18 protein-coding genes are annotated in these 24,075 nt (G+C 66.9%); 10 read left to right on the top strand and 8 right to left on the bottom strand.

The features are described from left to right. Positions 1 to 19 precede the first annotated feature (19 nt). A complete protein-coding gene (locus tag KT882_RS17690; RefSeq protein ID WP_228892800.1) occupies positions 20 to 1,864 on the top strand; it encodes a sensor histidine kinase in 1,845 nt (614 codons plus the stop codon). On the opposite strand, the gene KT882_RS17685 is transcribed toward KT882_RS17690, so the two are convergent. Continuing rightward, complete coding sequence (locus KT882_RS17685; RefSeq protein ID WP_228892797.1) at positions 1,854 to 3,131, bottom strand: iron-containing redox enzyme family protein; 1,278 nt, start codon at positions 3,129 to 3,131, stop codon at positions 1,854 to 1,856. The genes KT882_RS17690 and KT882_RS17685 overlap by 11 nt on opposite strands. A gap of 199 nt (positions 3,132 to 3,330) precedes the next feature. Here KT882_RS17685 and KT882_RS17680 point away from each other — a divergent pair, with 199 nt between their 5' ends. The 5 genes from KT882_RS17680 to KT882_RS17660 all read left to right on the top strand — a co-directional run bounded on the left by KT882_RS17680 (position 3,331) and on the right by KT882_RS17660 (position 9,688). Continuing rightward, entirely contained in the window at positions 3,331 to 3,690 is a 360-nt protein-coding gene (locus tag KT882_RS17680; RefSeq protein ID WP_161071256.1) for an STAS domain-containing protein, read from the top strand. Continuing rightward, positions 3,687 to 4,652 (top strand): MBL fold metallo-hydrolase, encoded by a 966-nt coding sequence (locus KT882_RS17675; protein ID WP_228892795.1) that lies wholly within the window; start codon positions 3,687 to 3,689, stop codon positions 4,650 to 4,652. The genes KT882_RS17680 and KT882_RS17675 overlap by 4 nt, the downstream gene beginning before the upstream one ends. Before the next feature lie 21 nt (positions 4,653 to 4,673). After that, positions 4,674 to 6,803 carry a CHASE2 domain-containing protein gene (locus KT882_RS17670; RefSeq protein WP_228896686.1) on the top strand — a complete coding sequence of 710 codons (2,130 nt, stop codon included), beginning with the start codon at positions 4,674 to 4,676 and terminating at the stop codon, positions 6,801 to 6,803. 30 nt (positions 6,804 to 6,833) lie between these two features. Beyond that, positions 6,834 to 8,504, top strand: a complete 1,671-nt coding sequence (locus KT882_RS17665) for an alkaline phosphatase family protein (RefSeq protein WP_228892793.1) — start codon at positions 6,834 to 6,836, stop codon at positions 8,502 to 8,504. A gap of 224 nt (positions 8,505 to 8,728) precedes the next feature. Further along, positions 8,729 to 9,688, top strand: coding sequence for an IS110 family RNA-guided transposase (locus tag KT882_RS17660; RefSeq protein WP_228892791.1), 960 nt, complete (start codon positions 8,729 to 8,731; stop codon positions 9,686 to 9,688). A gap of 84 nt (positions 9,689 to 9,772) precedes the next feature. Here KT882_RS17660 and KT882_RS17655 read toward each other — a convergent pair whose 3' ends face one another. Continuing rightward, the gene (locus KT882_RS17655; protein WP_228892788.1) at positions 9,773 to 10,366 is read right to left on the bottom strand and encodes an OmpA family protein; all 594 of its coding nucleotides are present in this window, start codon (positions 10,364 to 10,366) and stop codon (positions 9,773 to 9,775) included. Further along, positions 10,366 to 10,845, bottom strand: a complete 480-nt coding sequence (locus KT882_RS17650; protein WP_161071260.1) for a FecR family protein — start codon at positions 10,843 to 10,845, stop codon at positions 10,366 to 10,368. The genes KT882_RS17655 and KT882_RS17650 overlap by 1 nt, the downstream gene beginning before the upstream one ends. 39 nt (positions 10,846 to 10,884) lie before the next feature. Between KT882_RS17650 and KT882_RS17645 the strand changes: the two genes are divergently transcribed. Next, on the top strand, positions 10,885 to 11,334 hold the full coding sequence (locus KT882_RS17645) for an ATP-binding protein (RefSeq protein WP_161071261.1): 450 nt from the start codon (positions 10,885 to 10,887) through the stop codon (positions 11,332 to 11,334). 13 nt (positions 11,335 to 11,347) lie between these two features. Here KT882_RS17645 and KT882_RS17640 read toward each other — a convergent pair whose 3' ends face one another. Both KT882_RS17640 and KT882_RS17635 read right to left on the bottom strand, forming a co-directional pair. After that, positions 11,348 to 12,829 carry a methyl-accepting chemotaxis protein gene (locus tag KT882_RS17640; RefSeq protein WP_161071262.1) on the bottom strand — a complete coding sequence of 494 codons (1,482 nt, stop codon included), beginning with the start codon at positions 12,827 to 12,829 and terminating at the stop codon, positions 11,348 to 11,350. Between the two features lie 121 nt (positions 12,830 to 12,950). Further along, entirely contained in the window at positions 12,951 to 15,269 is a 2,319-nt protein-coding gene (locus tag KT882_RS17635; protein WP_228892783.1) for a diguanylate cyclase domain-containing protein, read from the bottom strand. Positions 15,270 to 15,469: 200 nt separating this feature from the next. Between KT882_RS17635 and KT882_RS17630 the strand changes: the two genes are divergently transcribed. From KT882_RS17630 to KT882_RS17620, 3 genes are read left to right on the top strand one after another with little or no spacing between them, the layout of a single operon-like run. Continuing rightward, positions 15,470 to 18,199 carry a polysaccharide deacetylase family protein gene (locus tag KT882_RS17630; RefSeq protein ID WP_228892781.1) on the top strand — a complete coding sequence of 910 codons (2,730 nt, stop codon included), beginning with the start codon at positions 15,470 to 15,472 and terminating at the stop codon, positions 18,197 to 18,199. Next, complete coding sequence (locus tag KT882_RS17625) at positions 18,199 to 18,861, top strand: HAD family hydrolase (protein WP_161071337.1); 663 nt, start codon at positions 18,199 to 18,201, stop codon at positions 18,859 to 18,861. Before KT882_RS17630 ends, KT882_RS17625 begins: the two co-directional genes overlap by 1 nt. 3 nt (positions 18,862 to 18,864) lie before the next feature. Beyond that, on the top strand, positions 18,865 to 20,058 hold the full coding sequence (locus tag KT882_RS17620) for a glycosyltransferase (protein WP_161071265.1): 1,194 nt from the start codon (positions 18,865 to 18,867) through the stop codon (positions 20,056 to 20,058). A 2-nt stretch (positions 20,059 to 20,060) separates the two neighbouring features. On the opposite strand, the gene KT882_RS17615 is transcribed toward KT882_RS17620, so the two are convergent. From KT882_RS17615 to KT882_RS17605, 3 genes are all read right to left on the bottom strand, one after another. Beyond that, positions 20,061 to 21,128: a coiled-coil domain-containing protein gene (locus KT882_RS17615; RefSeq protein WP_228892779.1), complete on the bottom strand. Its 1,068-nt coding sequence runs from the start codon at positions 21,126 to 21,128 to the stop codon at positions 20,061 to 20,063. Between the two features lie 76 nt (positions 21,129 to 21,204). Next, positions 21,205 to 22,275 carry a flavodoxin family protein gene (locus KT882_RS17610; protein ID WP_161071267.1) on the bottom strand — a complete coding sequence of 357 codons (1,071 nt, stop codon included), beginning with the start codon at positions 22,273 to 22,275 and terminating at the stop codon, positions 21,205 to 21,207. Between the two features lie 83 nt (positions 22,276 to 22,358). Further along, positions 22,359 to 24,062: a methyl-accepting chemotaxis protein gene (locus KT882_RS17605; RefSeq protein ID WP_228892771.1), complete on the bottom strand. Its 1,704-nt coding sequence runs from the start codon at positions 24,060 to 24,062 to the stop codon at positions 22,359 to 22,361. Between the last annotated feature and the right edge of the window lie 13 nt (positions 24,063 to 24,075).

Raw genomic sequence — 24,075 nt, 5'->3', positions numbered from 1 at the left:
CCCGAACCACGAAGCGGCGATGCGATTACGGACTCACTACTGGCTGCTTGCTATTTCCATCGTGCTGCCGGTGGCCGTGTTTTGCAGCATCGCCCTCGATATGCTGTTGACGGCACAGCGGGCCACGGCCATGCGGCATATCGAAGAAAGCGCGCGCTCCGCCGCGCTGGAGATCGACGCCGAAATCCGGCGCGCCCAGTCCGTACTGCGGGTGCTGGCGAATTCGCACTCGCTGGCCTCGGGCGATTTGCGCCGCTTCCACCAGGAGGCCAGCGCCGCCAACGCCGGCCACGGCGGCTGGATCATCCTCTACGAGCGCAGTGGCCAGCAACTGGTCAACACTCGTTTGCCGTTCGGCGGCCCGTTGCCCGTGCGGCCGGACCCCGGTGTGGTGGCGCAGCAGATCGATACCGGCAACGGCCTGGTGTCCGGCGTCAAATGGGGGCTGGACCTGAAACGCACTTTTGTCACCGTCGAACTGCCGGTGGTCACGGCCGCAGGCGACCGGCGCGTGATCGCGCAGGCATTTACGCCGTCCTACTTCGCGCAGAGTTTCAAGGGCCGCATCATACCACCGAGCTGGATGGGACGCGTGATCGACGGCAGCGGCGTGCTTATCGCGCAGGGCGGCGGAGTGGACGGGGTTTCCGGCATACGCATGCCTGCCGACCAGTTGGCGCGCCTGCACTCTGCGGCGGCCGGTACGCTGCGCCACGAGGCCGATTCCGGCACCGCCCTGGTTGCCTACTTTGTGCACTCGGCCTTGTCCGACTGGACGGTGATGGTGTCCGCCCCGGAGGAAGAGATTAACGCCGCCGTGGTGCAGGGCATGTCGGTGGCCATTGCTGGCTTTGTGCTCGCGCTGGGCATGGCCTTGTTGCTGGGCGTGTACACCGGGCGCCGGCTGGTGCGTTTTGTGTCCAGCGCATCGAAGGCGGCGCGCACGCTGGGCGGACCGAAGCCTGTGTCCGGCCTGCGGCATTCCAATATCGGCGAGATGGAAGCGCTGAACGACGCGATCCGCGACGCGGACATGCGGCTGCGGGCAGAGATGGAGACCCGCGCCAATGTGGAGCTGGAGCGCAACGAGCTGCTGGTGCGCGAACGGGCGGCGCGCGAGCACGCCGAGCGGCAGAACGCGGCCAAGGACGAATTCCTGGCGCTGCTGGGCCACGAGCTGCGCAATCCGCTGGCGGCCATCGTCAGCGCTGTGGCGGTACTGGACCACAGCGGCCAGGCGGGCATGCCGGCCCAGGCTGCGGATGCCGCGCGCGGCGTGCTGCGCAGGCAGTCCGCGCACCTGCGCTCGCTGGTGGATGACCTGCTGGAAGTCAACCGCGCGCTGATGGGCAAGCTGGCGCTGAACCGGCGCGAGCTGGACCTGGCGGACACCACGCGCGGCTGCCTGGAAACCCTGCAAACCGGCGGCCGGCTGGACAACCATAGCCTGGAATTGCGCGCCGCGCCGGCGCCGGTGTTTGCGGATGCAACCCGGCTGGCCCAGGTGATCGACAATATTCTGGACAATGCCCTCAAGTACAGTCCCGCCGGCACTGCCATCGAGGTTCAGGTGGCGCAGCAGGACGGCATGGCCGAACTGACCGTGCGCGACCAAGGCCTGGGGATTGCGCCCGAGCTGCTGCCGCATGTCTTCAATGCGTTTGTGCAGGGCGAGCAGACCTTGCAGCGCGCGCAGGGCGGGCTGGGCATCGGGCTGACGCTGGTGCGCCGCCTGGTGGAAATGCACGGCGGGACCATCAGTATCGCCAGCCCGGGGCGCGGACGGGGCACCAGCGTGGCGGTGCGGCTGCCGCTCCGGCCCGGGAATGGTTCCGAGCCGGAGTCCCGACCGCCTACAAATTGAACAGCTGCGTATAGATGCGCGCCGCCATCAGGCCGGCCGGGCTGTGCTGCAAGGCCGGGGCGAGCAGGCGCGATAGCGTGGCCATTGCTTCTTCCTTGCTGTCCGAGGCGGCCAGCCGCGCTTCCAGCAGGCGCAGTTCGCAGCCTATCGCTTCCCAGGCGTGTTCGTCGGCAGGGAAATGGTGGCGGATCACCGGCCGCTCGGCGCGTACGCGCTGCTGCGGCTCGGCTGCCAAGCCGTGCTCGCTGCTGCCCGCCTGCTCGGCGCGTCCGGCTTGCATGCCCGGCCCGGCTTGCGCGGCCTGGCCGGAGCGAGCGATGTGCGGGCCGTGATCGTCTCCGGCGGAGGCTTGCGGGGGCTGTGGGACGGGCGGCGGAGCCGCGCGGTCTGCAACGGCATCCGGCGGCAGGACCGGTTCGGCGCCCAGCGGCGCCATGGCGTCGGAGGCGGCGGGCAAGGGCAGGCGGGTGGCCAGCGCGTGCAGACGGTAGCCGTCGGCCACGCGGCGGTAGAACGCGGCCGGGTCGCCAACCCGCGCCATGATGCCGCGCAGGCTGAGCAACGCGGACGGCCCGCTGCCCGCCGCCACGCCGGCGGACGCAAAGGCATCCGCGTTCAGGCCCAGTTCTGCCAATTCGTGGCGCGCCACCAACAGATCCGTGCAAGGCTGCTGGCGGCCAAGGTTGTAGCCGATCAGTTCTGGCAGGAAATCCTCCCCGCTATGCGCCAGGGCCAGTTCCAGCGCTCCGCTGCGCCAGCGGTCCGGGGCCGTCGCGCCGCCGACCGGGCCGGCGTCCGCTGCGCCTGATCCCGAGGCCAGCAAATCGCGGTACAGCAGATAGCGGTTGCGGTCCGGCACACCGTGGCCCAGCTGCTCCAGATAGCTGGCGATCATGGGCTGGAAATCGACGTCGTCCCAGCGCTCCACCACGCCATACAGCGAGGCGCCGTCGGCCAGGCGGCCGGGAGCGGCTTCACGCAGGAAATGGCGTGCCTGCGCAATGGTGGCGAAATGGCGGCGCGGCGCACCGTACTCGCGCGCCACCTGGTAGCGGTGATAGGCGTCCGCCGCCGCCTGGGCATGGTGGCCGATCCACGCCGCCAGCTCATCGTAGCGCAAAGGCAACAGCGGCGGCTGGGCGGCCGCCGCGTTCAACTGGCTGCGCAAATAAGCGGCGGCATCGCCCACCGGCAGGGATTCGTTCGCCGAGGACAGCACGGCATAGATACGGGACGGTGTATCGGAGGAGGCAAGTTGACTCAGCATGAAGATCTCGCTCTGGCTAGAATTTTTCCAGTATGCAAAATTGTTGCGCCTGTGCGTAGCGGTGATATTCCCGCCACTCTGTAAGACTAGACTGACAATGGTAAAAAGTCATGTAAGGAAGCTATTTTCAGCGCGCCGGTGGTACACTTCCTGAGGGCAATCTATTCCCATACGCATACAAGCATAGCGAGGCAACATCATGGAACTCCGGCCTCTGGCAGCAGGCGGCGCGACCGTGCTGCGTCCGCAGGGACGCATCGACCACACCCATGCGGACGCATTCCAGCAGGCGCTCGCGCCGCATTTGCGCGATTGCATCGCGGGCGGCACCAGCCTGGTGATCGACATGGCGGACATCAGCTACATCAGCAGCATAGGCTTGCGCGCGCTGATGCTGGCGCTCAAGCAGGTCAAGCCGCAAGGCGGCCGGCTGGTGCTGGCCGGGCTTACGCCGCTGGTGCTGGAGGTGTTCAAGATCAGCCGCTTCGACCTGCTGTTCGAGATCTTCTCCGACCAGCAGGCCGCCGTCGCCGCGCTGACGGCCGGCCGCGCGGCATGAAAGCCCGCATCTGGGGCGCGCGCGGTTCGCTGCCGGTGGCGCTCACCCATACGCAAATCCGGGCCAAGCTGGTGGCCGCGCTGGAAGGCGCCATAGGCCGGGATCTGGACAACAGCGAAAAGATCGCCGGCTATGTCGACAGCCTGGGCTTCGACGTGCGCGGCACCTTCGGCGGCCACTCCAGCTGCGTCGAAGTGCAGGTATGGGATCCGGACAACTGCGCCGAACACGTGATACTGGACATGGGCAGCGGCGTGCGTCCGCTGGGCGGCGCCAAGCTGGCGTGCTACGGGCCGGGCAAGCCGCAGACCTACCATGTGTTCATGTCCCACCTGCACTGGGACCACATCATGGGCTTCCCCTTTTTCACGCCCGCCTACATCCCCGGCAACCGCATCATTATTTACGGCTGCCACGCGCAGCTGGAGACCGCGTTCCGCCGCCAGCAGGAGTCCATCAGCTTCCCGGTGAGCTTCGACCAGCTGGGCGCGAAGATCGAGTTCCGCCAGCTGGAGCCGGGCGTACCCATCGAAATCAACGGCCTGCGCATCACCGCCAAGCTGCAGCTGCACGCGGGCGACTCCTACGGCTACCGCCTGGAGCACGGCGGCCGCACGCTGATCTACACCACCGATTCCGAGCACAAGCTGGAGGACAGCGCCGCGCGCCAGGGCTTTGTCGACTTCTTCCGCAACGCCGACCTGGTGATCTTCGACGCCATGTACTCGCTGGCCGACTCCATTTCCGTCAAAGCCGACTGGGGCCATTCCAGCAACGTGGTGGGCGTGGAGCTGTGCCAGCTGGCGGGCGCGCGCCAGCTATGCCTGTTCCACCACGAGCCCATCTACGACGACGCGCAGATCGCGCGCGTGCTGGCGGAAACCCGGCGCTTCGCCGAGCTGACCGGCGAGGCGCCGCTGGACGTGGTGGCCGCCTACGACGGCATGGAAATTGAACTCTAGGGCGCCGCGCCCGTGGCCGCCATGCGCCGCTTCCTGAAGCGGCTGGTCATCGGCCTGCGCGTGCGCGGGCGGGCGCTGGCGCTGGTCCTGGCGCTGATCTTCGCCTGTATCCTGGCGGTTCCCGGCGACGGCCTGCTGCCAGGTTTGCGGCTGGCCTTGTTCGACGGCTACCAGCGCGCCATGCCGCGCGAGCGCCTGTCCGGCCCGGTGGAGATCGTGGCCATCGACGAAGCGTCGCTCAAGCGTTACGGCCAGTGGCCCTGGCCGCGCACCCGGCTGGCCGAGCTGATCGACCGGATGAACGCGCAGCGGCCGCTGGCGATCGGCCTCGACATCTTTATGCCCGAAGCGGACACCAGTTCGCCGGAAGCCCTGGCCGCGCGCCTGCCGGACGGCGAGGCGGCGCTGAAGGCCAGCCTGCTCAAGCTGCCCGGCTACGACGACGTGCTGGCCGCGTCCATCCAGCGCGCGCCGGTGGTGCTGGGCGCCGCCGGTTTCGACGTGCCCACGCCGGGCGCCACAGCGGCGCTGCGCACCTGGCCGGTGGTGACGCGGGGCGGCGAGCCGCAGCGCCATCTGCGCAATTTCCCGCTGGCGCTGGGCAGCCTGCCCGCGCTGCAGGCGGCGGCCAGCGGGCAAGGCCTGCTGTCGGCGGACCTGGAGCACGGCGTGGTGCGGCGTGTGCCGCTGGTGGCGCGCATAGGCGGGGCCGTGCTGCCTTCGCTGTCCGTGGAAATGCTGCGCGTGGCCACGCGCGCGCCGGCGGTCCGGCTGGAACTGGGGCCGGAAGGCGCGCGCAGCGTGAACCTGGGCGACCTGCACGTGCCCAGCCAGCCGTCCGGCACGGTGTGGGTGCATTTCTCGCGCCCCGCGCCGGAGCGCTATATTTCAGCCAGCGAGCTGCTGGACGGCAGCGCGCCGCCGGACTTCCTGAACAACAAACTGGTCATCGTCGCGCTGACCGGCCTGGGCCTGATGGACTACAAGACCAACGCGCGCGGCGACTTCATGCCGGGCGTGGACGTGCACGCGCAGCTGATCGAAAGCTTCTTCGACGGCCGCTTCCTGCTGCGCCCGGACCACATGCGCTGGGCCGAGTCGGGCGCGCTGCTGGCGTGCAGCCTGTTGCTGGTGTGGATGCTGCCGCGCCTGCGGCTGCGCTTCGCCGCGCTGGCCTGGGCGGCGCTGTCGCTGCTGCTGTTCGGCGGCGGCGCGTTGCTGTTCGCGCGCGCAGGGCTGCTGTTCGACGCGCTGGCGGTGTGGCTGGCCATGAGCCTGACCAGCGTGAGCCTGCTGGCCAGCCTGTTCGTCAGCGAGAAGGCCGCGCACCGGCGCAGCGACGCGGCCCTGCAGCTGGCGCGCGAGGGCGCGGCCAAGGCGGCCGGCGAACTGGGCGCGGCGCGCCGCATCCAGATGGCCAGCCTGCCGCAGGCGGCCAGCGTGTTCCCGGCCGAGACGCGTTTCGCCGTGGCGGCGCTGCTCGAACCGGCGCGCGAGGTGGGCGGCGACCTGTACGACTTCTTTATGCTGGACAAGGAGCACCTGTTGTTCCTGATCGGAGACGTGTCCGGCAAGGGGCTGCCGGCCAGCCTGTTCATGGTGGTGGCCAAGGCGCTGTCCAAGAGCATCGCGCTGCGCGAAACGGCCGCCGTGCCGGACCCTGGCGCCATCCTGAACCGCGCCAATCGGGAGCTGCTGCGGGAAAATCCTGAAATGCTGTTCGTGACCGCGATTGCGGGCATCCTGCACGCGGGCAGCGGTGAGCTGGTGCTGTGCAACGCCGGGCATGACGCGCCGCGCGTGCTGCGCGCAGGCGGCGCGCTGGAACGCCTCCAGGCTGCCGACGGCCCGCCGCTGTGCGTGATCGACAACTTCGAGTACCCGGTGCAGCGCTATCGCCTGGCGCCGGGCGATACCCTGTGCCTGGTCACCGACGGCATCCCGGAAGCGATGGACGAGGGCGGCAAGCAGTACGGCATGGAGCGGATGGATGCCTTGCTGGCCGGCGCGGGCGGCATGCCGCCGCAAGGGCTGGTGGACGCCATGCGAGAAGACGTGCGCAGCCATGTCGGCAGCGTGGAGCCGTGGGACGACATCACGGTGCTGGTGGTGCGCTGGCATGGTCATCATCCTGAAACATTGGCCGTATAACATCGCGCGCTAGTTCACCATCGAGCCACCATGATCCATAAATTTTCGCATTCTATTTTCGTAGCCGCCGCCCTGGCCGCTGCATTCCAGGCCCAAGCGGCTGCACCAACCGCCGCGCCGGCCCAGCCCAAGCTGGTCGTCGTCCTGGTGGTGGACGGCCTGCCCAACGAGCAAGTGCTGCGTTACCGCGACCAGTTCGGCCAGGGCGGTTTCCGCCGCCTGCTGGAGCAGGGCGCCTGGTTCAGCAACGCGCACCAGGCCCATGGCATCACCGTAACGGCCGTGGGCCACGCGGCGGTGCTGTCCGGCGCCTATCCCTACCAGCATGGCGTCATCGCCAACAATTGGATTGATGCAGCCACCGGCGAGCAGGTATATTGCACGGACGACGCGTCCTATTCCTACATCGGCGAAGAAACCAAGCGCCTGGACGGCACCTCGCCCGCGCGCCTGCGTGTGAGCACGCTGGGCGACGAGCTGCGCTACGCCAGCGGCAACCGCGCCAAAGTGGTGACCGTGTCCGGCAAAGACCGTGGCGCGATTCTGCTGGCGGGCAAAACCGGCACGGCCTATATGTACATGGACAAGACCGGCAACTTCGCCAGTTCGACTTACTATATGGCCCAGCATCCGGAGTGGGTGCAGCGCTACCAGGCGGGCAAGCCGCAGAACCGCTACTACGGCAAGAACTGGAATCTGCTGCTGCCCGAATCCGCCTACGCAAACGACATGCCCGACCCGGCTCCGGTGGCGGGCGGCGCGCGCAACGGCTTCCCATTCTCGTACTACAGCGAAAGCGGCGAGCTGGACAGCGGCTACTACGCGCGCCTGCGTACCGGTCCCTACCTGGACGAGCTGACACTGGAGTTCGCGCGCGCCGCCGTGGAAGGCGAAGACCTGGGCAGGAACGCGGCGGGCGTGCCCGACCTGCTGGGTGTGAGCCTGTCCTCGCACGATTACGTCAACCACGCCTACGGCCCGGAAAGCCGCATGTCGCATGACCACCTGCAGCGCCTGGACCGCATGATCGCCGGTTTCTTCAGCTATCTCGACAAGCGCATCGGCATGGATAACGTGATGGTGGTGCTGACCGCAGACCACGGCTTCGCCAACACGGCCGAGTTCTCGCAAGGCCGCCGCGTGGAAGCGCAGCGCATCGACGGCAACAAGTTGATGCAAGGCCTGGATGCGCAGCTGGCCAAGGTGTTCGGCGTGGAAAAACTGGTGGTCGGCTCCGCCAAGGGCAATGTACTGCCGAATATCTATCTGGACCACGGTCTGATGGAAAAGAACAAGCTCAAGCCGGACGATGTGGAGAAAGCCGCCGCCGCGTGGCTGGAAGCGCAGCCGGGCGTGAACGAAGTGTACCGCCGCCAGCAGATCGAAAACGGCGGCGCCAACGGCACCCGCCAGTCGCTGCTGATGCGCCGCGCCTTCAACCACCAGGCCTCGGGCGACCTGATCCTGGTGCACAAGCCGTTCTGGTACGTGGGATCCGGCACGTCCGGCACCACCCACGGCTCGCCATACGCCTACGACACCAACGTGCCGTTGATGGTGATGGGCAAGCAGTGGATCAAGCCGGGCGCTTACGGCCAATACGCGGAAGTGGTGGACATTGCGCCGACGCTGGCGCACCTGCTGCGCGTGCGTCCGCCCGCCGGCGCCGAAGGCCGCGTGCTGACCGAAACGCTGCGTTAATGCACTGGCGGGTTACGGCTCCGCCTAACCCGCCCTTGTATTATTCCATCTGCCCCGAAAACGGAACGTCGGGGCAGAGCAACTGGATGCCGTACCCGCCCTTGGTCGCCAAGACCGTGATGTAGATTTCGCAGCAGTTGCTCTTATTCCATTAAAGATCGAACAGTATCTTTGGCCCGGCGTGCCGTGAGCCCGCATTTGCAAGGTTGATCAGGAGAAGAGTAATGTTGTGTCTTGGTATAGATGTCGCCAAATTGAAGGTCGATTGCGCACTGCGCCTGGAAACGGGCAAACACCGTGCGAAAGTTGTAGAAAACACCCAGGCTGGCTTTGCCAAACTGGAAGCGTGGCTGCAGAGTCATACGGACGGGTTGCCCCATATCTGCATGGAGGCCACTGGCGTCTATTGGGAGGCGATCGCGGAGTTCTTTGCCCGTCGGGGCTACCGCGTCAGTGTCGTCAATCCGGCCCAGATCAAGGCGTTTTCCCAGGCGCAGCTGGTGCGCACCAAGACCGACCAGGTCGACGCCAAGGTCATTGCCGAGTTCTGCGCCAAGCATGGTCCGGAAGCATGGCAGCCGCCGCCGCTGAGCGAACAGGAATTGAAAGCGATGGTGCTGCGCCTGGATGCGCTGCTGGCCATGCAGACGCAGGAAACGAACCGCCTGGACGTGGCGCGCGAATCGGTCCGGGCCGATATCGAACAGCATATTGCCTGGCTCGGCGAGCAGATTAAACAGCTGCGCAAGCGCGTACGTGATCACATCAACGACGATCCCGACATGCGCGGCAGACGCGACTTACTCGATACCATTCCCGGTGTCGGGGACAATACCATTGCGTTACTGCTGGCCTATGGCATGCATGCCGGGCGCTTCGACAACGGTCGGCAGGCTGCCGCCTTTGCAGGCCTCGATCCGCGCCAACATGAGTCCGGATCAAGCGTGAAGCAGCGGCCCCGGATGTCCAAGATCGGCCACGCGCATCTGCGCAAAAATCTGTACATGCCGGCTATGGTGGCGCTGTACCGCACCGACTGGGGGCGCCAGTTCCGCACCCGCCTACAAGCAGCAGGCAAGCCGGCCAAGCTGGTGATCGGCGCCATGATGCGCAAGCTCGTCCACGTTGCTTTCGGCGTCTTAAAATCTGGCAAACCATTCAATCAGGAGCTTCAAAACGCTTGACCGGCATAACAGTATCTACGGCCTGCGGCGTCGATGTTTCGTAGGGCGGGTTAGCGGGCCTTGCCCGCGTAACCCGCCAGGCGGCTAGCGTACCCGCACCTCCACGCGCCGGTTTGCCTGTTCCGCCTTGCCGTCCGCAGTCTGCACCGCCAGCTCGCGCTCGCCGCGTCCGGACACGGCGATGGCGTCGGCCGGCACGCCGCCTTCCACCAGCCAGCGCTTGACCGACTCGGCCCGCTTCAGCGACAGCGCGTCGTTGAACGCCATGGTATCCACCCGGTCGGTATGGCCGATCACGAGCACCTCGGCGGCGGGCCGCGCCGCCAGTTCCGCCTTGATCTGCGGCAGGCGCGCGGCGGACTCCGGCACCAGGGTGTCGCCGCCCGTTTCAAAGAACAGCATGAACACCGCCGCGCGCTGCGGCAGGGCGGCAAGCTGCTCGCGGTAGCGCTGCTGGATATCGGCCGGGTTGCCCGCGCCCACCAGCAGCACGGCCGCGCCGTCCACGGCGGCGCTCTGGTAAGGCTGGTCCAGCAGGGCTTCGCCTTTGGACGAGGTCACCACCACGGCGCTGGCCCGCCCGTCCTGGCTGGGCAGCAGCGTGATGCGCTCCTTAGGCCCGCTGCCATGCTGCGACAGCGCGGCCACCAGGCAGACTATCCACAGTAGCGCGGCCATTATTGGCCGGCTCCGTCGCCCACCTCGATCACGAACTCAGTGCCGCGCACGGCCAGCACGGTGCTGGGCGTGGAAAATTTCACCGCCTTGGGCGACTGCTTGGACAGTTTGCCGGAAATGACGGCCAGCGTGCCGCGCCGCACCGAAGCGTCCAGTTCCCCTTCGTGGGTGGTGGCGTTGAAGGCGAACTTCTGCAGGGCCAGCGTGGTGTTGGGACCGAGCGCCAGCAAGGTCTCGTCGCGCAGGGTGATGCCCGCGCTGCCGTCGGTGCCGGTGATGACGGAGTCGCTGGCCAGCACGGCCGCACCGACCGGCGCGCCCATCTTCTTGCCTTCGCGCTCTATGCTGACGCTGCCTTTGGCGGTCTTGATCATGCCGGCCGGCTCGGCGGCCTGGGCGGGCAGGGCGGTAGCAAACAGCACTGGCAGTACCGGCGCCAGCAGCATGGCCGCGACAGTCCGCAGGTTTATTGTGCGCATGATGCCCTCCATCACTAGACATTCCGATAATATGCTTGAATGGAGGAAAAGGAAACCAATTCTGCCGCTGGCGGTTGTGAAATTGGCACGCGCTTTGAGGCCAGGCTGGCGTGCGTCCCAGCCGCCACGGCATGCCTTGTTGCAGGCATGCACGCCGCCGGCGCGCCTCCCGAAGCGGTGCTGCGCGCCGAGCTGATATTGGAGGAACTGGTGCGCAACACCATCCTGCACGGTTACCGGGGCGACAGCGGCCAGCCACTCTGGATCGCGCCGGATGCCGGCGGTTTCTGCTACACCGACGCGGCCCCGGCCTTCAATCCGCTGGCCGACGGCCCGTCCGGAATTGCGCCCGATCCGGCCAAACCCGTGGCGGACCAGCACGTGGGCGGCGCAGGCCTGCCTTTGATACGCCAGCTTTCATCCAGCATTGCTTATGAACGGGTAGCCGGATGCAATCGGCTGCGCGTGGCTGTATCGGCCAGCGCCTGAGGGCCGGCGCCGCTCAGAACTTGGTGAATTGCGACTCGTCCAGTCCGGCCGCGCCGGGCGCCAGGCCGGCTGGCTGCACGGCGCTGCGGTGCGCGCGCGGCTTGCCGGATTTGACCGAGCGCACATTGGAACGGTCCGGCTGGCCGTCGATGGCGTAGCGTTTGAACAGGGCCATCAGCTGCGCCAGGTGGTCGGCCTGGGTATTCATTTCTTCCGACGTGGCGGCCAGTTCCTCCGAGCTGGCGGCGTTGGTCTGGGTGGCCTGGCTGAGCTGCACCACGGCCGAATTGATCTGGCCCACGCCGGCGGACTGCTCCTCGGAGGCGGCGGCAATCTCCTGCACCAGGTCCGAGGTGCGGCGGATATTGGGCACCATGGCTTCCAGCAGCACGCCGGCCTGTTCGGCCAGCTCCACACTGTTGGCCGCCACTTCGCCTATCTCCTGCGCCGCCACCTGGCTGCGCTCGGCCAGCTTGCGCACCTCGGCGGCCACCACCGCAAAGCCTTTGCCGTGCTCGTGCGCGCGGGCCGCCTCGATGGCGGCGTTCAGGGCCAGCAGATTGGTCTGGTAGGCGATGTCGTCGATGATGCTGACTTTTTTCGCGATCTGGCGCATGGCCGCCGCCGTGGCTTTCACCACCTCGCCGCCCTTGGCCGCTTCCTGCGCCGCCTTGGTGGCGATGCCGTCGGTGACGCGGGCGTTCTCGGCGTTCTGGGAGATGGAGGCCGTCATCTGTTCGATGGAGGCGCTGGTTTCCTCCACGCTGGCGGCCTGTTCGCTGGACGCCTGCGACAGCGACTGCGCCGTGGCGCTGACTTCGCCGGAAGCGCTGGCCAGCACGGCGGCTACCTGCTGGATGTCGCGCACGATGCTGCTCAGGCTGCGCGAGATCCACACCGCCAGCCCGCAGCCCAGTACCGCGATCACCACCGCGAAGCCCAGGATCACGCGCTTGGCTTGCTGGGCTATGTCGCTCATCTCGTCGGACTCGGCCTTGGTCTCGGCGGCGTTGACCTCGCGCAGCCGGGCGCTGGCGCCGGTAATGGCGGCGTCCGCGCCTTTCACCGCCTTGTCCAGTTCGGCCACCGTGGCGCCTTTTTCGCGCAGCGCTTCCAGGTGCGCCATCTGCACGCTGTACTCCTTGGTTGCCGCGAGGATGTCATTGAGCAGGGTCTGCTCCTCCCGCGTGAGGTCGGTGCCGGACAGGTAGCCGTTGACGGCCTTGTCGATCTCGGCGATCTCCGCCCGGAACTTGCCTGCGTAGTCGCCGCCGCGCAGCACATAGTTCTTGAAGTTGTGAGTGGCGCGGCCGTGCGACGCCACGATGGCCATGACGGCGTCCTTGCGCGCCAGCGTCACCGTTTCAATGCTGTTCCAGTGGCCGTGCAACGAGGTCAGGCTGGCGAAGGCCGTCAAGCCCAGCAGGATGACCAGTATCACGATGCCGCCCAGCCCTACGTGCAGCCGGGTTTCCATTTTCATGTGCTTGAACATGCTTCCTCCTGATGGCGCGTGCCGGTGGGATCATTGTGACGCGTTCCGGAGGTACAAATATCACCAATTCTCACAGTGGCAGAATTACGTCACATTTTTACATTCGGCCACGGCGGGACCGTCACACCGCCTGCGCGTCCACCACGTAGCAGTCGCGCCCGTTGCGCTTGGCGGCGTACAGGGCGTGGTCGGCGCGCGCGATCAGGCCCGATTGCGTGTCGTTGTCGCTGCCGCCGTCAAACAGCGCCAGGCCCACGCTGGTGGTCACTTGCATGGCTGCACCAGCCACGGTGAAGGGATCGCGCACGGTGGCCACGATCTTGGCCGCAAGCTGGGCCGCTTCGCCCACCTCGTCCACGTTCTCGAACACGATAATGAACTCGTCGCCGGCCAGGCGGGCCACCAGGTCGACCACGCGCACCGCGCCGGTCAGGCGGCCGGCGAACTCCTTCAGCACCTCGTCGCCGGCGCCGTGGCCCAGGCTGTCGTTGATGGTCTTGAAGTTGTCGATATCCAGATAGGCCAGCGCCATGCGGCGGCCCAGACGCTGGCTGCGCGCCATGGCCTGCTGCAGCACTTCCTCGAACTTGCGGCGGTTGGCAATGCCGGTCAGCGGGTCGATGCGCGCCAGTTCGATCAGCTGCTGCTCGACCGCCTTGATGTGGCTCATGTCGCGCGTCAGCGAGTACACGCCGGCCACGCTGCCGTCGGCGCGCTGGTCGGGCACGAAGGTGGTTTCCAGCGTGCGCAGGTCGCCGTGCAGGCGCGCGCGGTGCTCGAAGCTCACGTGCACGCCGCTGAAGGCCTGCTCCAGGTGGGGCAGCGTCTTGGCAAAGGCGGTGGCGCCCATCACGTCCGCCAGCGGCCGGGCCACCAGGCTGGCAGGTTCCAGGCCCATCCAGTGCTTGAAGGTGGCGTTGCCAAAACGCAGCAGGTACTCGCGGTCGATATAGGCCACCAGCGCGGGCAGGTGGTCGGTGATGAGGCGCAGGCGCTTTTCACTGGCAGCCTGGGTCAGCTCGGCATTGCGGCGCTCGGTGATGTCCATCGACATCAGGTAGAAGCCCTGCACGGTGCCGTCGGCGTCCATGTCCGGCACCAGGTCCACCATCAGATGCAGCATGCGGCCCATTTCCAGGCTGTCGCGCTCCTCGTGCACGCGCTCGCCGCGCAGTGCAGCATCGATGCGGTCTTTCCAGTGCGCGTACACATCTGCGCCAAACACTTCGCTGATGGTCTTGCCCAGCATGGCGGCCGGGTCCACGCCCAGCAGTTGCTGATAGTGCTCGTTGGTGAAGCGGTAGCGCAGGTCGCAGTCGATATAGGCCACCAGCGCCGGCATATTGTCGGCGATCATGCGGCTGCGGCGTTCGCTGGCCAGCACGCGGTCCTGCGTGACGGCGCGCTCTGCGGTGAGCTGGTAGAACGCCTCGCCCAGTTCGCCGATCTCGTCCTTGCGCATGGAGCGCAGCGAGGCGATGTCGCCGCCGCCCTGGCGCAGCGTGGCCACCCGGCTGTGCAGGCGCTGCAGCGGCGCCAGCAGGCGGTGGATGACCAGCCAGGCCAGCAGCCCGGCCACCGCCGCGAACACGCTGGCGGCGAAGATGGCTTGCCGGCGCAGCTCGATCAGCGGCGCGAAGGCCTCGTCGGTGGGAAAGCGCGCGGCGACTATCCAGCTGGTGGTTTTCAGGCGTTTGTAGGAGTAGATGCCTTCGCTGCCGTCCTTGTTCCTGGCCTCGGTCCAGCCCTCAAAACCATTCAGCGCCATTTCCGTTGCGCGGTTGTGGCCGGGGCGTTCGTTAATATGGTGCAGCAGGCGTTCCTGCGTGGGGTGGTGGATCAGGATGCCGCCGGCCGTCATGATGAACATGAAGCCGGTCTTGCCGGGTTTGAGCGCGTTGATGGGGCCGAAAAAGTCGGACTGCTGCAAATCGATGCTGGCGGCGATCACGTAGGCCACTTCGCCTTGCTGGTCGAGCACCGGCTGGGTCATGACCACGATGGGGCGGCCGGACAGCCGGCTCATCAGCGGCGCGGAGATCAGCCCCTTGCGCTGGCGGATGGTCTGGTCGAAGTAGGGGCGGCCGGTGGCGTCCACGCTGGGCTCCTTGGAGTCCGAGCGCAGCGTGGCCACCATCCTGCCTTTGCGGTCGAACGCCACCACATTGTAGAACTCGGCGCTCACCGCAGGCCGCGCCAGCAGCAGGGCCTGCAGCGCGGACGGATCGCTTTGGGCGCCGGGCGGCAGGCCCTCGGGCAGGGTGGAGAGCAGGGCGCGCTTGGTTTCCAGCTGCTCGTCGACGTAGGCGGCTGCGCTGGACAGCACCGCGTATTGCTGGGAGCCGATGACGGCCTTCATGTCGCGCTCGGCCAGCATCAGGGCCAGGATGGTGACGATCGTGGTGGCAGCCAGCACCAACAGGATGACTACCGCGGTCATCCGGGATTTAAGGGTGCGTGGCAGGAAGCCGGTTGTGGCCATGTGTCGTAGCAAGTCGTTCGGTAGCGTGGAGTATTGCACACCCGGCCCCGGCTAGCTATGGATTTAGCAAGGCTGTGCACGCCGCAGGATTGCCAGTTTTGCAAAAAGCCGCGCATGCCATACAATTGCTGCACTGCATCTAAATCAGGTCATGCCCCGTGATTTCCAAGCCCAAGCTGTTGGCCCTTGTTGCCGCCGCCTCCCTGTCCGCCGCCGGCGCAGGGTATTTCTACACCCACCGCGCGCAGCCCGCGCCGGCTGAGGGGACGGCTTCCAGCGCCCCCGGGCTTGGCGGCGCCGCCACCGCGCAGTCCCAGCAGCAGGCCATCGCGGGCCAGCTTGGCGAGGTGCTGGCCGCCTACCGCAAGACCATCGTGCTGCTGGCCGACGAAAAATCGCTGGGCGAGGGGGAAAAGGCCCAGGCCAACCGTGTGGGGCAGGGGCTGTTCCATGACAACCAGCTGCGCATCGCCCGCGCGGACGAGGCGCTGGCGGCGCTGGCGGCCTCGCCGGACAGCGGCCGCTTCGCGTCCCTGGGCGCGCTGCTGGACTATATCGAGGCCGACCCCGGCCTGTACGACGCCGACCGCCTGGCCTTCCGCGAGCTGCTGCAAGCGCTGCGCGGCCATGTGGCCAAGGACGGCTCGCTGCCCGCCATCAAGCTGCACAAGCGCATTTCGGAGGATATGGACGCGCTGGCCGAGATCGAGCGTAATTACGACCAGGAGATCAGGCAGATCTTCGGCCGCTTCGAGGCGCGCGGCATAGAACTGAAGCGCGAGCGCTGGGAAGACTACGTGGCGCGCCTGAAAAAGCTGTACAGCCGCGAGCAGATCCTCAAGGAATACGGCGTGGTGCTTCCATACCCAACGCCCCCGGCTGCGCCAGCCGCCGCTTCCGCCGCCGGTGCCGAGGACGGCGAAATCTTCGGCAAGTCCCTGCCCAAAAAGACCGTGGTGCTGACCTTCGACGACGGTCCGCACAAACGCTACAGCGAAGAAATCGCCGCCATCCTCAAGCAGTACGGCGCGCCGGCGGTCTTCTTTTCCGTGGGCCGCAACCTGGGCAGCGTGGACGCCTCGCACCAGGCCAAGCTTAACAGCGGCGCGGAAGTGAGCCGCAAGCTCAGCGCGGCGGGCTATACGCTGGCCAACCACAGCTACAGCCATGCCCAGCTGTCCAAGGAAAGCGGCGACAAGCTGCGCGCCGAAATCCTCGATACCGACCTGCTGCTGAAAGCGGTGGACGCCGGCCGCTCGCCGCTGTTCCGCTTCCCGTATGGCGCGCGCAACGGCGAGGGGCTGGCCGCGTTGCATAAAGCCGAGCTGAAATCGGTCATGTGGAATATCGATTCGCTGGACTGGGCCGATCCGGTGCCCGCTTCCATCGCGGGACGGGTGCTGCAAGCGGTGGAGAAAGAAGGGCGCGGCATTATCCTGTTCCACGATATCCATGAGCGCACCGTGAAAGCGCTGCCCGTCATCCTGGACCGGCTGGTGGCCGAGGGCTACCAGTTCGCAGGCTGGGACGGCAGCACCTTCAAGGTGGCGCAAGGCACGCCCGCGCAGGGCCAGGCCGCAGCGGCGCCGGTGTCCGCCGGGTATGGCAATTCCTGGGCCATCGTGATCGGCATCGACGACTACGCCAAATGGCCCAAGCTGCAATACGCGGTGCGCGACGCGCAGGGCGTGCGGCAGACCCTGATCGACAAGTTCGGCTTCGCCGCCGAGCGCGTGGTGACGCTGAAGAATGGCGAGGCGACCCGCGCCGGCATCCTGGGCGCCTTCCACGACAGGCTGGCGCATGGCGGCGTGCAGAAGAACGACCGCATCTTTGTGTTCTTCGCCGGCCACGGCGCCACCCGCAAGCTCAGCTCGGGACGCGACCTCGGCTATATCGTGCCGGTGGACGCGGCGCCGGACCAGCTGGCCACCGATGCGATTCCGATGACGGAAATCCAGAACATCGCGGAAAGCCTGAGCGCCAAGCACGTGCTGTTCGTGATGGACGCCTGCTACAGCGGCCTGGGCCTGACGCGCGGCGGCTCCTCGTCTTCCTTCCTGCGCGACAACGCCAAGCGTATCGGCCGCCAGATGCTGACGGCCGGCGGCGGCGACCAGCTGGTGGCGGACGGCGGCCCGAACGGCCACTCGGTGTTCACCTGGACGCTGCTGCAAGGCCTGGGCGGCAAGGCCGACCTGAACGGCGACGGCCTGATCACGGCGACCGAGCTGGCGGCCTATGTGGCGCCGGCGGTGGCGGGCGTGTCCAGCCAGACCCCGGCCTTCGGCAGCCTGCCGGGGTCGGAAGGCGGCGACTTCGTGTTCGAGCTGCCGGCCGAAACGGAGTTCCTGGGCGCGGCCACGGTGCAGCTCTCCAACGACGCCATCGCGCTCAATTCCAAGCTGGACGTCAGGCTGGACGCCAAGCCGGACGGCAAGCCCGACGCCACGCCGGCCGCCGTCACGGTCAAAGACCTGCACGGCAAGGAGCAGGCGATTACGCCGCCGCCCGCAGTGCCCATATCCGCGCGCCAGCTTGCGCAGCGCGCCAACGACAGGGGCTTGCAGCTCTACAAGGAGAAGCAGTACGCGGCGGCCGAGGCGCAGTTCACCGAAGCGCTCAAGCTGCGCGCCGACTTTGCGCTGGCGGCGAACAACCTCGGCTTTGTGTTCTACAAGCAGGAGCGCTATCCGGAGGCGGCGCGCTGGTTCGAGAACACCATCAAGATGGACCCGTCGCGCGCCATCGCCTACCTGAACCTGGGCGACGCCACCGCGCGCGCGCGCGACGCGAAACGGGCGCAGGGCGCTTACAAGACCTACCTTGAGCTGGCGCCGAACGGCAGCGGCGCGGCTTATGCACGGCAGCAGTTGGAGAAGCTGTGATGCGGCTGGAAGGCATCCTGTGGGACAACGACGGTGTGCTGGTCGATACCGAGCGGCTGTTCTACCAGTCCAACCGCGAGCTGTTCCTGCCTTTCGGCATAGACTTGTCCGAGCTGGACTTCTTCAACTGGTATCTGGCCGATAACTGCGGCGCCTGGCATCTGCTGGAGCACCTGGGCATGAGCGGGGAACGCATCGCCGAACTGCGCGAGGGCCGCAACCGGCGCTACTCGGAGCTGCTGCTGGGCGCGGCCGTGGCGCCGATAGCCGGCGTGGCGCAGCTGCTGTCCGCGCTGTCGCCACGGCTGGCGATGGGCGTCGTGACGAGCTCCATGGGCAGCCATTTCGAGCTGATCCATTCCAGGCTGGACTTGCTGCGCCACTTCCGCTTCGTGCTGACGGCTGAGCACTACGCCAACAGCAAGCCGTCACCGGAACCGTATTTGCTGGGGCTGCAAAAGCTGGGGCTGGCGCCGGAGCAGTGCGTGGTGGTGGAGGATTCGCCGCGCGGCTTGCAGGCAGCCAAGGCGGCCGGCCTGCGCTGCATCGTGCTGCGCAACGAGCTGACGCGCCATTACGATTTTCCAGGCGCCTGGCGCATCGCCGACGACGTGGGTGCGCTGCATGCCGAACTGGCGGCGCTGGCTGACGCGGAGCACTGAACCGTGGCGCGCTTCCATCTGTGCTGGGAACTCGGCGGTGGCCTGGGACATGCCGGGCGGCTCAAATTGCTGGCGGCGGCCTTGCTGGCGCGCGGGCACGAGGTAAGCGTCAGCCTGCGCGACGTGGCGCAGGCGCAGGGCATGTTCGCCGGACTGAACACGCCTGTGCTGCAGGCGCCGCTCTGGCTGCACCATGTGGTGGGCCTGCCGCCCGAGCACGGCAACCATGCAGAGATCCTGATGGCTGCGGGCTACTGGCAGCCCGCGCCGCTGGCGGGCGTGGTGGACGCCTGGCGCGGCATGTTCAGCCTGCTGCGGCCGGATGTGGTGGTGGCCGACTACGCGCCCACCGCGATACTGGCTGCGCGCAGCATGGGTGTGCGCAGTGCGTCGGTGGGATCGGCGTTCTCGATGCCTCCCGCCGCGCAGGCGCTGCCGCCGCTGCGCGGCTGGGAAAACATTCCCCCGCAGCGCCTGGCCGCCGCCGAAGCGCACGTTCTGCAAACCGCGAACGCCGTGCTGGCGCACCATCGAGCGCCCTTGCTTTCCTGGGCCGCCGATCTGCTTGCCGGCGATGCCCAGCTGCTGACGACCTGGCCGGAGCTTGACCACTACGACCGCGCGGCAGCTCCCGTCTGGCTCGGCCCGGCCTTCCTGCCCGCTGGCGGGGAGGAGCCGGTCTGGCCTGCAGGCGATGGCCCGAAAGTATTCGCCTATCTGAAAGCCGGCCACGCCAGCCATGCGGATGTGCTGCTGGCCCTGGCGCAGGAAGGCTGCCGCGTGCTGTGCTATTTGCCGGAGGTGGCCAACGGCAAGGCGCCGCCGGTCGCCGCGCCCAATGTGTCTTTCGCGCGTAGCCCGGTGGCGTTGCGGGCGGCGCTGGCCGACGCGCAGCTGTGCGTCACGCACGCCGGGGAAGCGACGCTGGCGCAAGCCATGCTGGCCGGCGTCCCCATGCTGATGCTGCCGATGCAGCTGGAACAGTTCCTCACCGCGCGCCGCATCGCCAGCGCCGGCATGGGCGTGAACGCCGCCATGCTGGCGCAGCCGGTGGGCTGGCGGGAGGTCGTCCGCCACATGCTGGCAACGCCCGGCTACTCGGCCGGTGCCCTGGCATTCGCCCAGCGCACGCGGGGCTATCGGGTCGACGCCATGGCCGCCCAGGTTACGGGGATACTGGAAGGCATGGCGGCTTAACCTTAGTACAAGTTAAGCGCTTTGCCGAGCATACCCACGGCGGTGACGCTCAGCGTCGCCAGGATGCCGAACATCCAGCGGATACTGGTGCGGAATTCCGATTCCGCCGCAATACGCCGGTCCACTTCTCTGTCCCAGCGGGCTTGGCGTTCTTGCTCATGACGTTCGCTTCTCGCTTCGACCAGTTCAAATGCGTGGCGAGCCCGCTCCTCTGCCTTCTCGCTTTCGCTGCGGGCCAGCTCCTCCGCTTTCTCATGTGCGATACGAGCCCGCTCCTCCGATTTCTCGCGTTCGCTGCGGGCCAGCTCCTCCGCTTTCTCATGTGCGATACGAGCCCGCTCCTCCGATTTCTCGCGTTCGCTACGGGCCAGCTCCTCCGCTCTCTCGTGTGCGATACGAGCCCGCTCCTCCGATTTCTCGCGTTCGCTGCGGGCCCGCTCCTCTGCTTTCTCGCTTTCGCTGCGGGCCCGTTCCTCCGATTTCTCGTGTGCGATACGAGCCCGCTCCTCCGATTTCTCGCGTTCGCTGCGGGCCAGCACTTCCGCTCTCTCGCGTTCGCTACGGGCTAGTTCAGCTGCATTTTCACGTTCCCGTTGCGCGATTTCCGCGGCCTTTTCGTGTTCGTTTTTAGCCAGTTCGAACGCTTTCCACCAGCGCTCGCTTGCCTCCTCGCTTTCACGGAGGTGCTTTTCGTGCTCTCGCCGCCAGAACTCTGCGGCCTGTTCCCGATCTTCCTGCAGCTTGGCCTCCCACCGCAATGATTCGGCTTGTCTGGCGGCCGCTTGCTCCTTGCTTTCCTGGCGCCACCTTTCTTCCATGCGTAGCGCTTCCGTTTGCCTGGCCTCGACAAATGCGGAAAACTCCTTGCGCCATTCCTGGCGGTAAGCTTCGAGCTGTCCCTGAAGTGCGCGCAGGCGTTCGTCGACGCGCTGAAAACCGTCATCCATGCGCTGCTGCAGCGTATGTATCAGTGCAACGACGTTTTCCATATTTGCCTCTAGCCGGACTATCCGTGCTTCATGACCATCTTCGGCAGGGCGATTGTGGTTGTCAAGCTGGGCTGGACTCATGGCTGGGCTCCAACGAGGATAACACCTCACTGTCGCTCAACTTCGTTGCACTGCTTTGCGGCCGCGCAAGGTCTCTTCACTTAGGCCGGGGCGGAACCAGGCCAGAATCCGGCCGCAGGGGCTCGCCGGCGCGGAGGAGGGTGATGGCGTTGGCAAGGGCTTTGGCCACGGTGCGTACTTCTTGCTGGAATTTGTCGGCCTCATCAAGCACCTCGTGGCTCGCGGCGTAAGATTCGTAATAGCCCAGGTAGCGGTCCAATTCGGCCTGCCCGCCCGCGCTTGCCAAGCCCATCCAGCTGAGCCAGTCCGACAGATTGCGGCGCAGGCTTTCGGCGCCGGCCACGTCGCCGTGCACCACCAGGCCGTAGGCCCGCCCGGCCAGGTGCTTGGGATAGTCCCAGCCTGCCTCTTCCAGCGCCTTCGCTTCTTCAGCCTTCTTTCCGTGTGTGCTGGTGGGGTCCGGATTGCCGCCGTCTGCGCATACCAGGCGGTCTATCATCAGCTTTAGTGGACTTGGCGCCTGATACCAGTACACAGGCGTCAGGATGATGACGCCGTGTGCGGCAACCCATTTTTCGTAGATATCCGCCATCCAGTCGCTGGTCTGGCGCGTGGCGTGGTTGGGGTAGCAGCTGCATGGCCAGTGGCACAAGGGCATGGCGGTGGAGACGCAGCCTTTGCAGGGATGGATGTGCAAGTCGTAGCTGGAAGTGAGCAGGCTCAGGTCCAGGATCTCTGTTTCGACCTGCTGCGATTCGAGCGTTTCGCGCGCCCATTGCGCCATGCGCCAGGTTTTTGAGACTTCGCCGGGGCAGGTGCCGTCGTTGCGCGCAGCCCCTATGATGAGCAGCGCCCGCGACGGCGAGAGCGGGTCTTTCTGTCGGCGCTCGGCAGCCTGCAGCCGTTCCCGCGCCGCAAGCCAGTCGACCGACAATTCGTAGTCCGGATCCGCATAGCCCGGGCCGGCCGCCCGCGTGACAGGCGCTTTGCGGTGTGCATGGTAGTTGGCCCAGGCGACTTCCTCGACCTGGTCCAGCGCCTCGCGCACGGCGCTGAAAGCGGGATCAAGAAAGGAGCGTCGGAATTGTAGATGGAACTCGCCGCGCTCCAGCGGTCTGGGCGCTTGCCCCTTGCGTATTTCGGTCATCGCGGCCTCCTTGAATGGGCATCAGCTTGCCCTCAGGCCAGCTTGCCATCCTTTCGGCTGCCGCTCTGTACGCTGTCGTACCCTCAGAACTCCTGCCAGTCGTCGGCTTCGCCGCCGTTGGCGGTCTTGCGCGCTTTGGCGGGGGCCGAAACGGGAGCCGGCAAGCGTGCCGCCGGGCGGCGTTTCGGCATATGGCTGACCTTCGCGCCAGCCGAGGCAGGGGCGGCGCCATGCGCGCTGGCCGCGGCCAGCGTGAACACGCCCACGGTTCCCGACAGCGAAGCGGCCTGCTCGCGCATGGCCGTCGCTGCCGCCGAGGCCTGCTCCACCAGCGCCGCGTTGCGCTGCGTGGTCTCGTCCATCTCGCTGATGGCGGTGTTGATCTGCTCGATGCCATCCAGCTGCTCCTGGCTGGCCGAGGCGATCTCGCCGATGATGTCCGTCACGCGCTGAACGCTGGCCACGATCTCCGTCATCGTCTGCCCGGCCTGGTCGACCAGCTTGGCGCCGTCGTCCACTTTGTCCACCGAATCGGCAATCAGCGTCTTGATTTCGCGCGCCGCCGCCGCCGAGCGCTGCGCCAGGTTGCGCACCTCGCTGGCCACCACGGCGAAGCCCCGGCCCTGTTCGCCGGCGCGCGCCGCCTCCACAGCGGCGTTCAGGGCCAGGATGTTGGTCTGGAACGCGATGCCGTCAATGACGGCGATGATATCGACAATCTTGCGCGACGAGGCGTTGATGCCGGCCATGGTGTCCACCACCTGCGCCACCACCGCGCCGCCCCTGTCCGCCACGTCCGAGGCCGACAAGGCCAGCTGCCTGGCTTGGCGCGCATTGTCCGCGTTCTGCTTGACGGTGGAGGTCAGTTCCTCCATCGACGAGGCGGTCTCCTCCAGCGAGCCCGCTTGCTGCTCGGTGCGCGCGGACAAGTCCGCATTGCCCGCCGCGATTTCGGCCGAGGCCGTGGCGATGTTGTCCGTGCCCGCGCGCACCTGGCTGACGATGCGCACCAGGCTGTTGTTCATATCGCGCAGCGCCGCAGTCAGCTGGCCCGCCTCGTCGCTGGAGCGCACCTCGATGCGCGAGTCCAGATTGCCGTCCGCGACGGTGCGCGCGATTTTCACCGCATGGCTGATGGGGCCCACGATGCCGCGCGTGATGTACCAGGCCGTAAAGAGGCTGAGCGCGCCGCCGGACAGGCCAAGCAGCGCCATGATCAGCCGCGTGCGGCCGGCCGAGTCCTGGGCGGTGCGGCCGGAGGCTTGCATCAGCGCTTCCTGGAAGTCGATCAGCTTGTCCACGGCGGCAAAGTAAGCCAGCTGTTCGCCGCGCACGCGCTGGTGCATGGCGCTGATGGCGGCCTCCCGGTCGCCCGCCTTGATCTGGCCGAGCACCTGGGCTGCGCTGGCCGCATAGCTGGCGCGCGCGGCCTGTATGCGGCCCAGCAGGGCGCGTCCTTCCGGCAAGGCCACCACGGCATCGAGCTTGGCCAGGTCGGCATCCGCCTGCTTGCCGCTGGCAACCGACTGCTCCAGGGCCTGCTGCGCGCTGGCGGCGTCTGGCACCAGCAGCGCTTCCCGCAGGCCCGTTGCCTGGAGATTGGACGCGTCCTTGATGTCGTTCAGCAGGTCGATCTTGCTGTACCGGTCGCCTATGGTCAGGCCGATTTCATCGCTGACGGTTTGCAGGCGGCTGGCGCCGACGGCAACCACGATCGCTATCAGTACGATGGTCAGGGAAAACGCAATGGTGAGGCGATGTCCAATCTTGATGTCGGCAATCTTCATGGTGATGGCAATA

This window comes from Pseudoduganella aquatica (assembly GCF_020865585.1).
GTDB lineage: Bacteria > Pseudomonadota > Gammaproteobacteria > Burkholderiales > Burkholderiaceae_D > Rugamonas > Rugamonas aquatica_A.
Note: the sequence above shows the minus strand (reverse complement) of the source record. Positions and strands in the feature narration are given on the sequence as shown.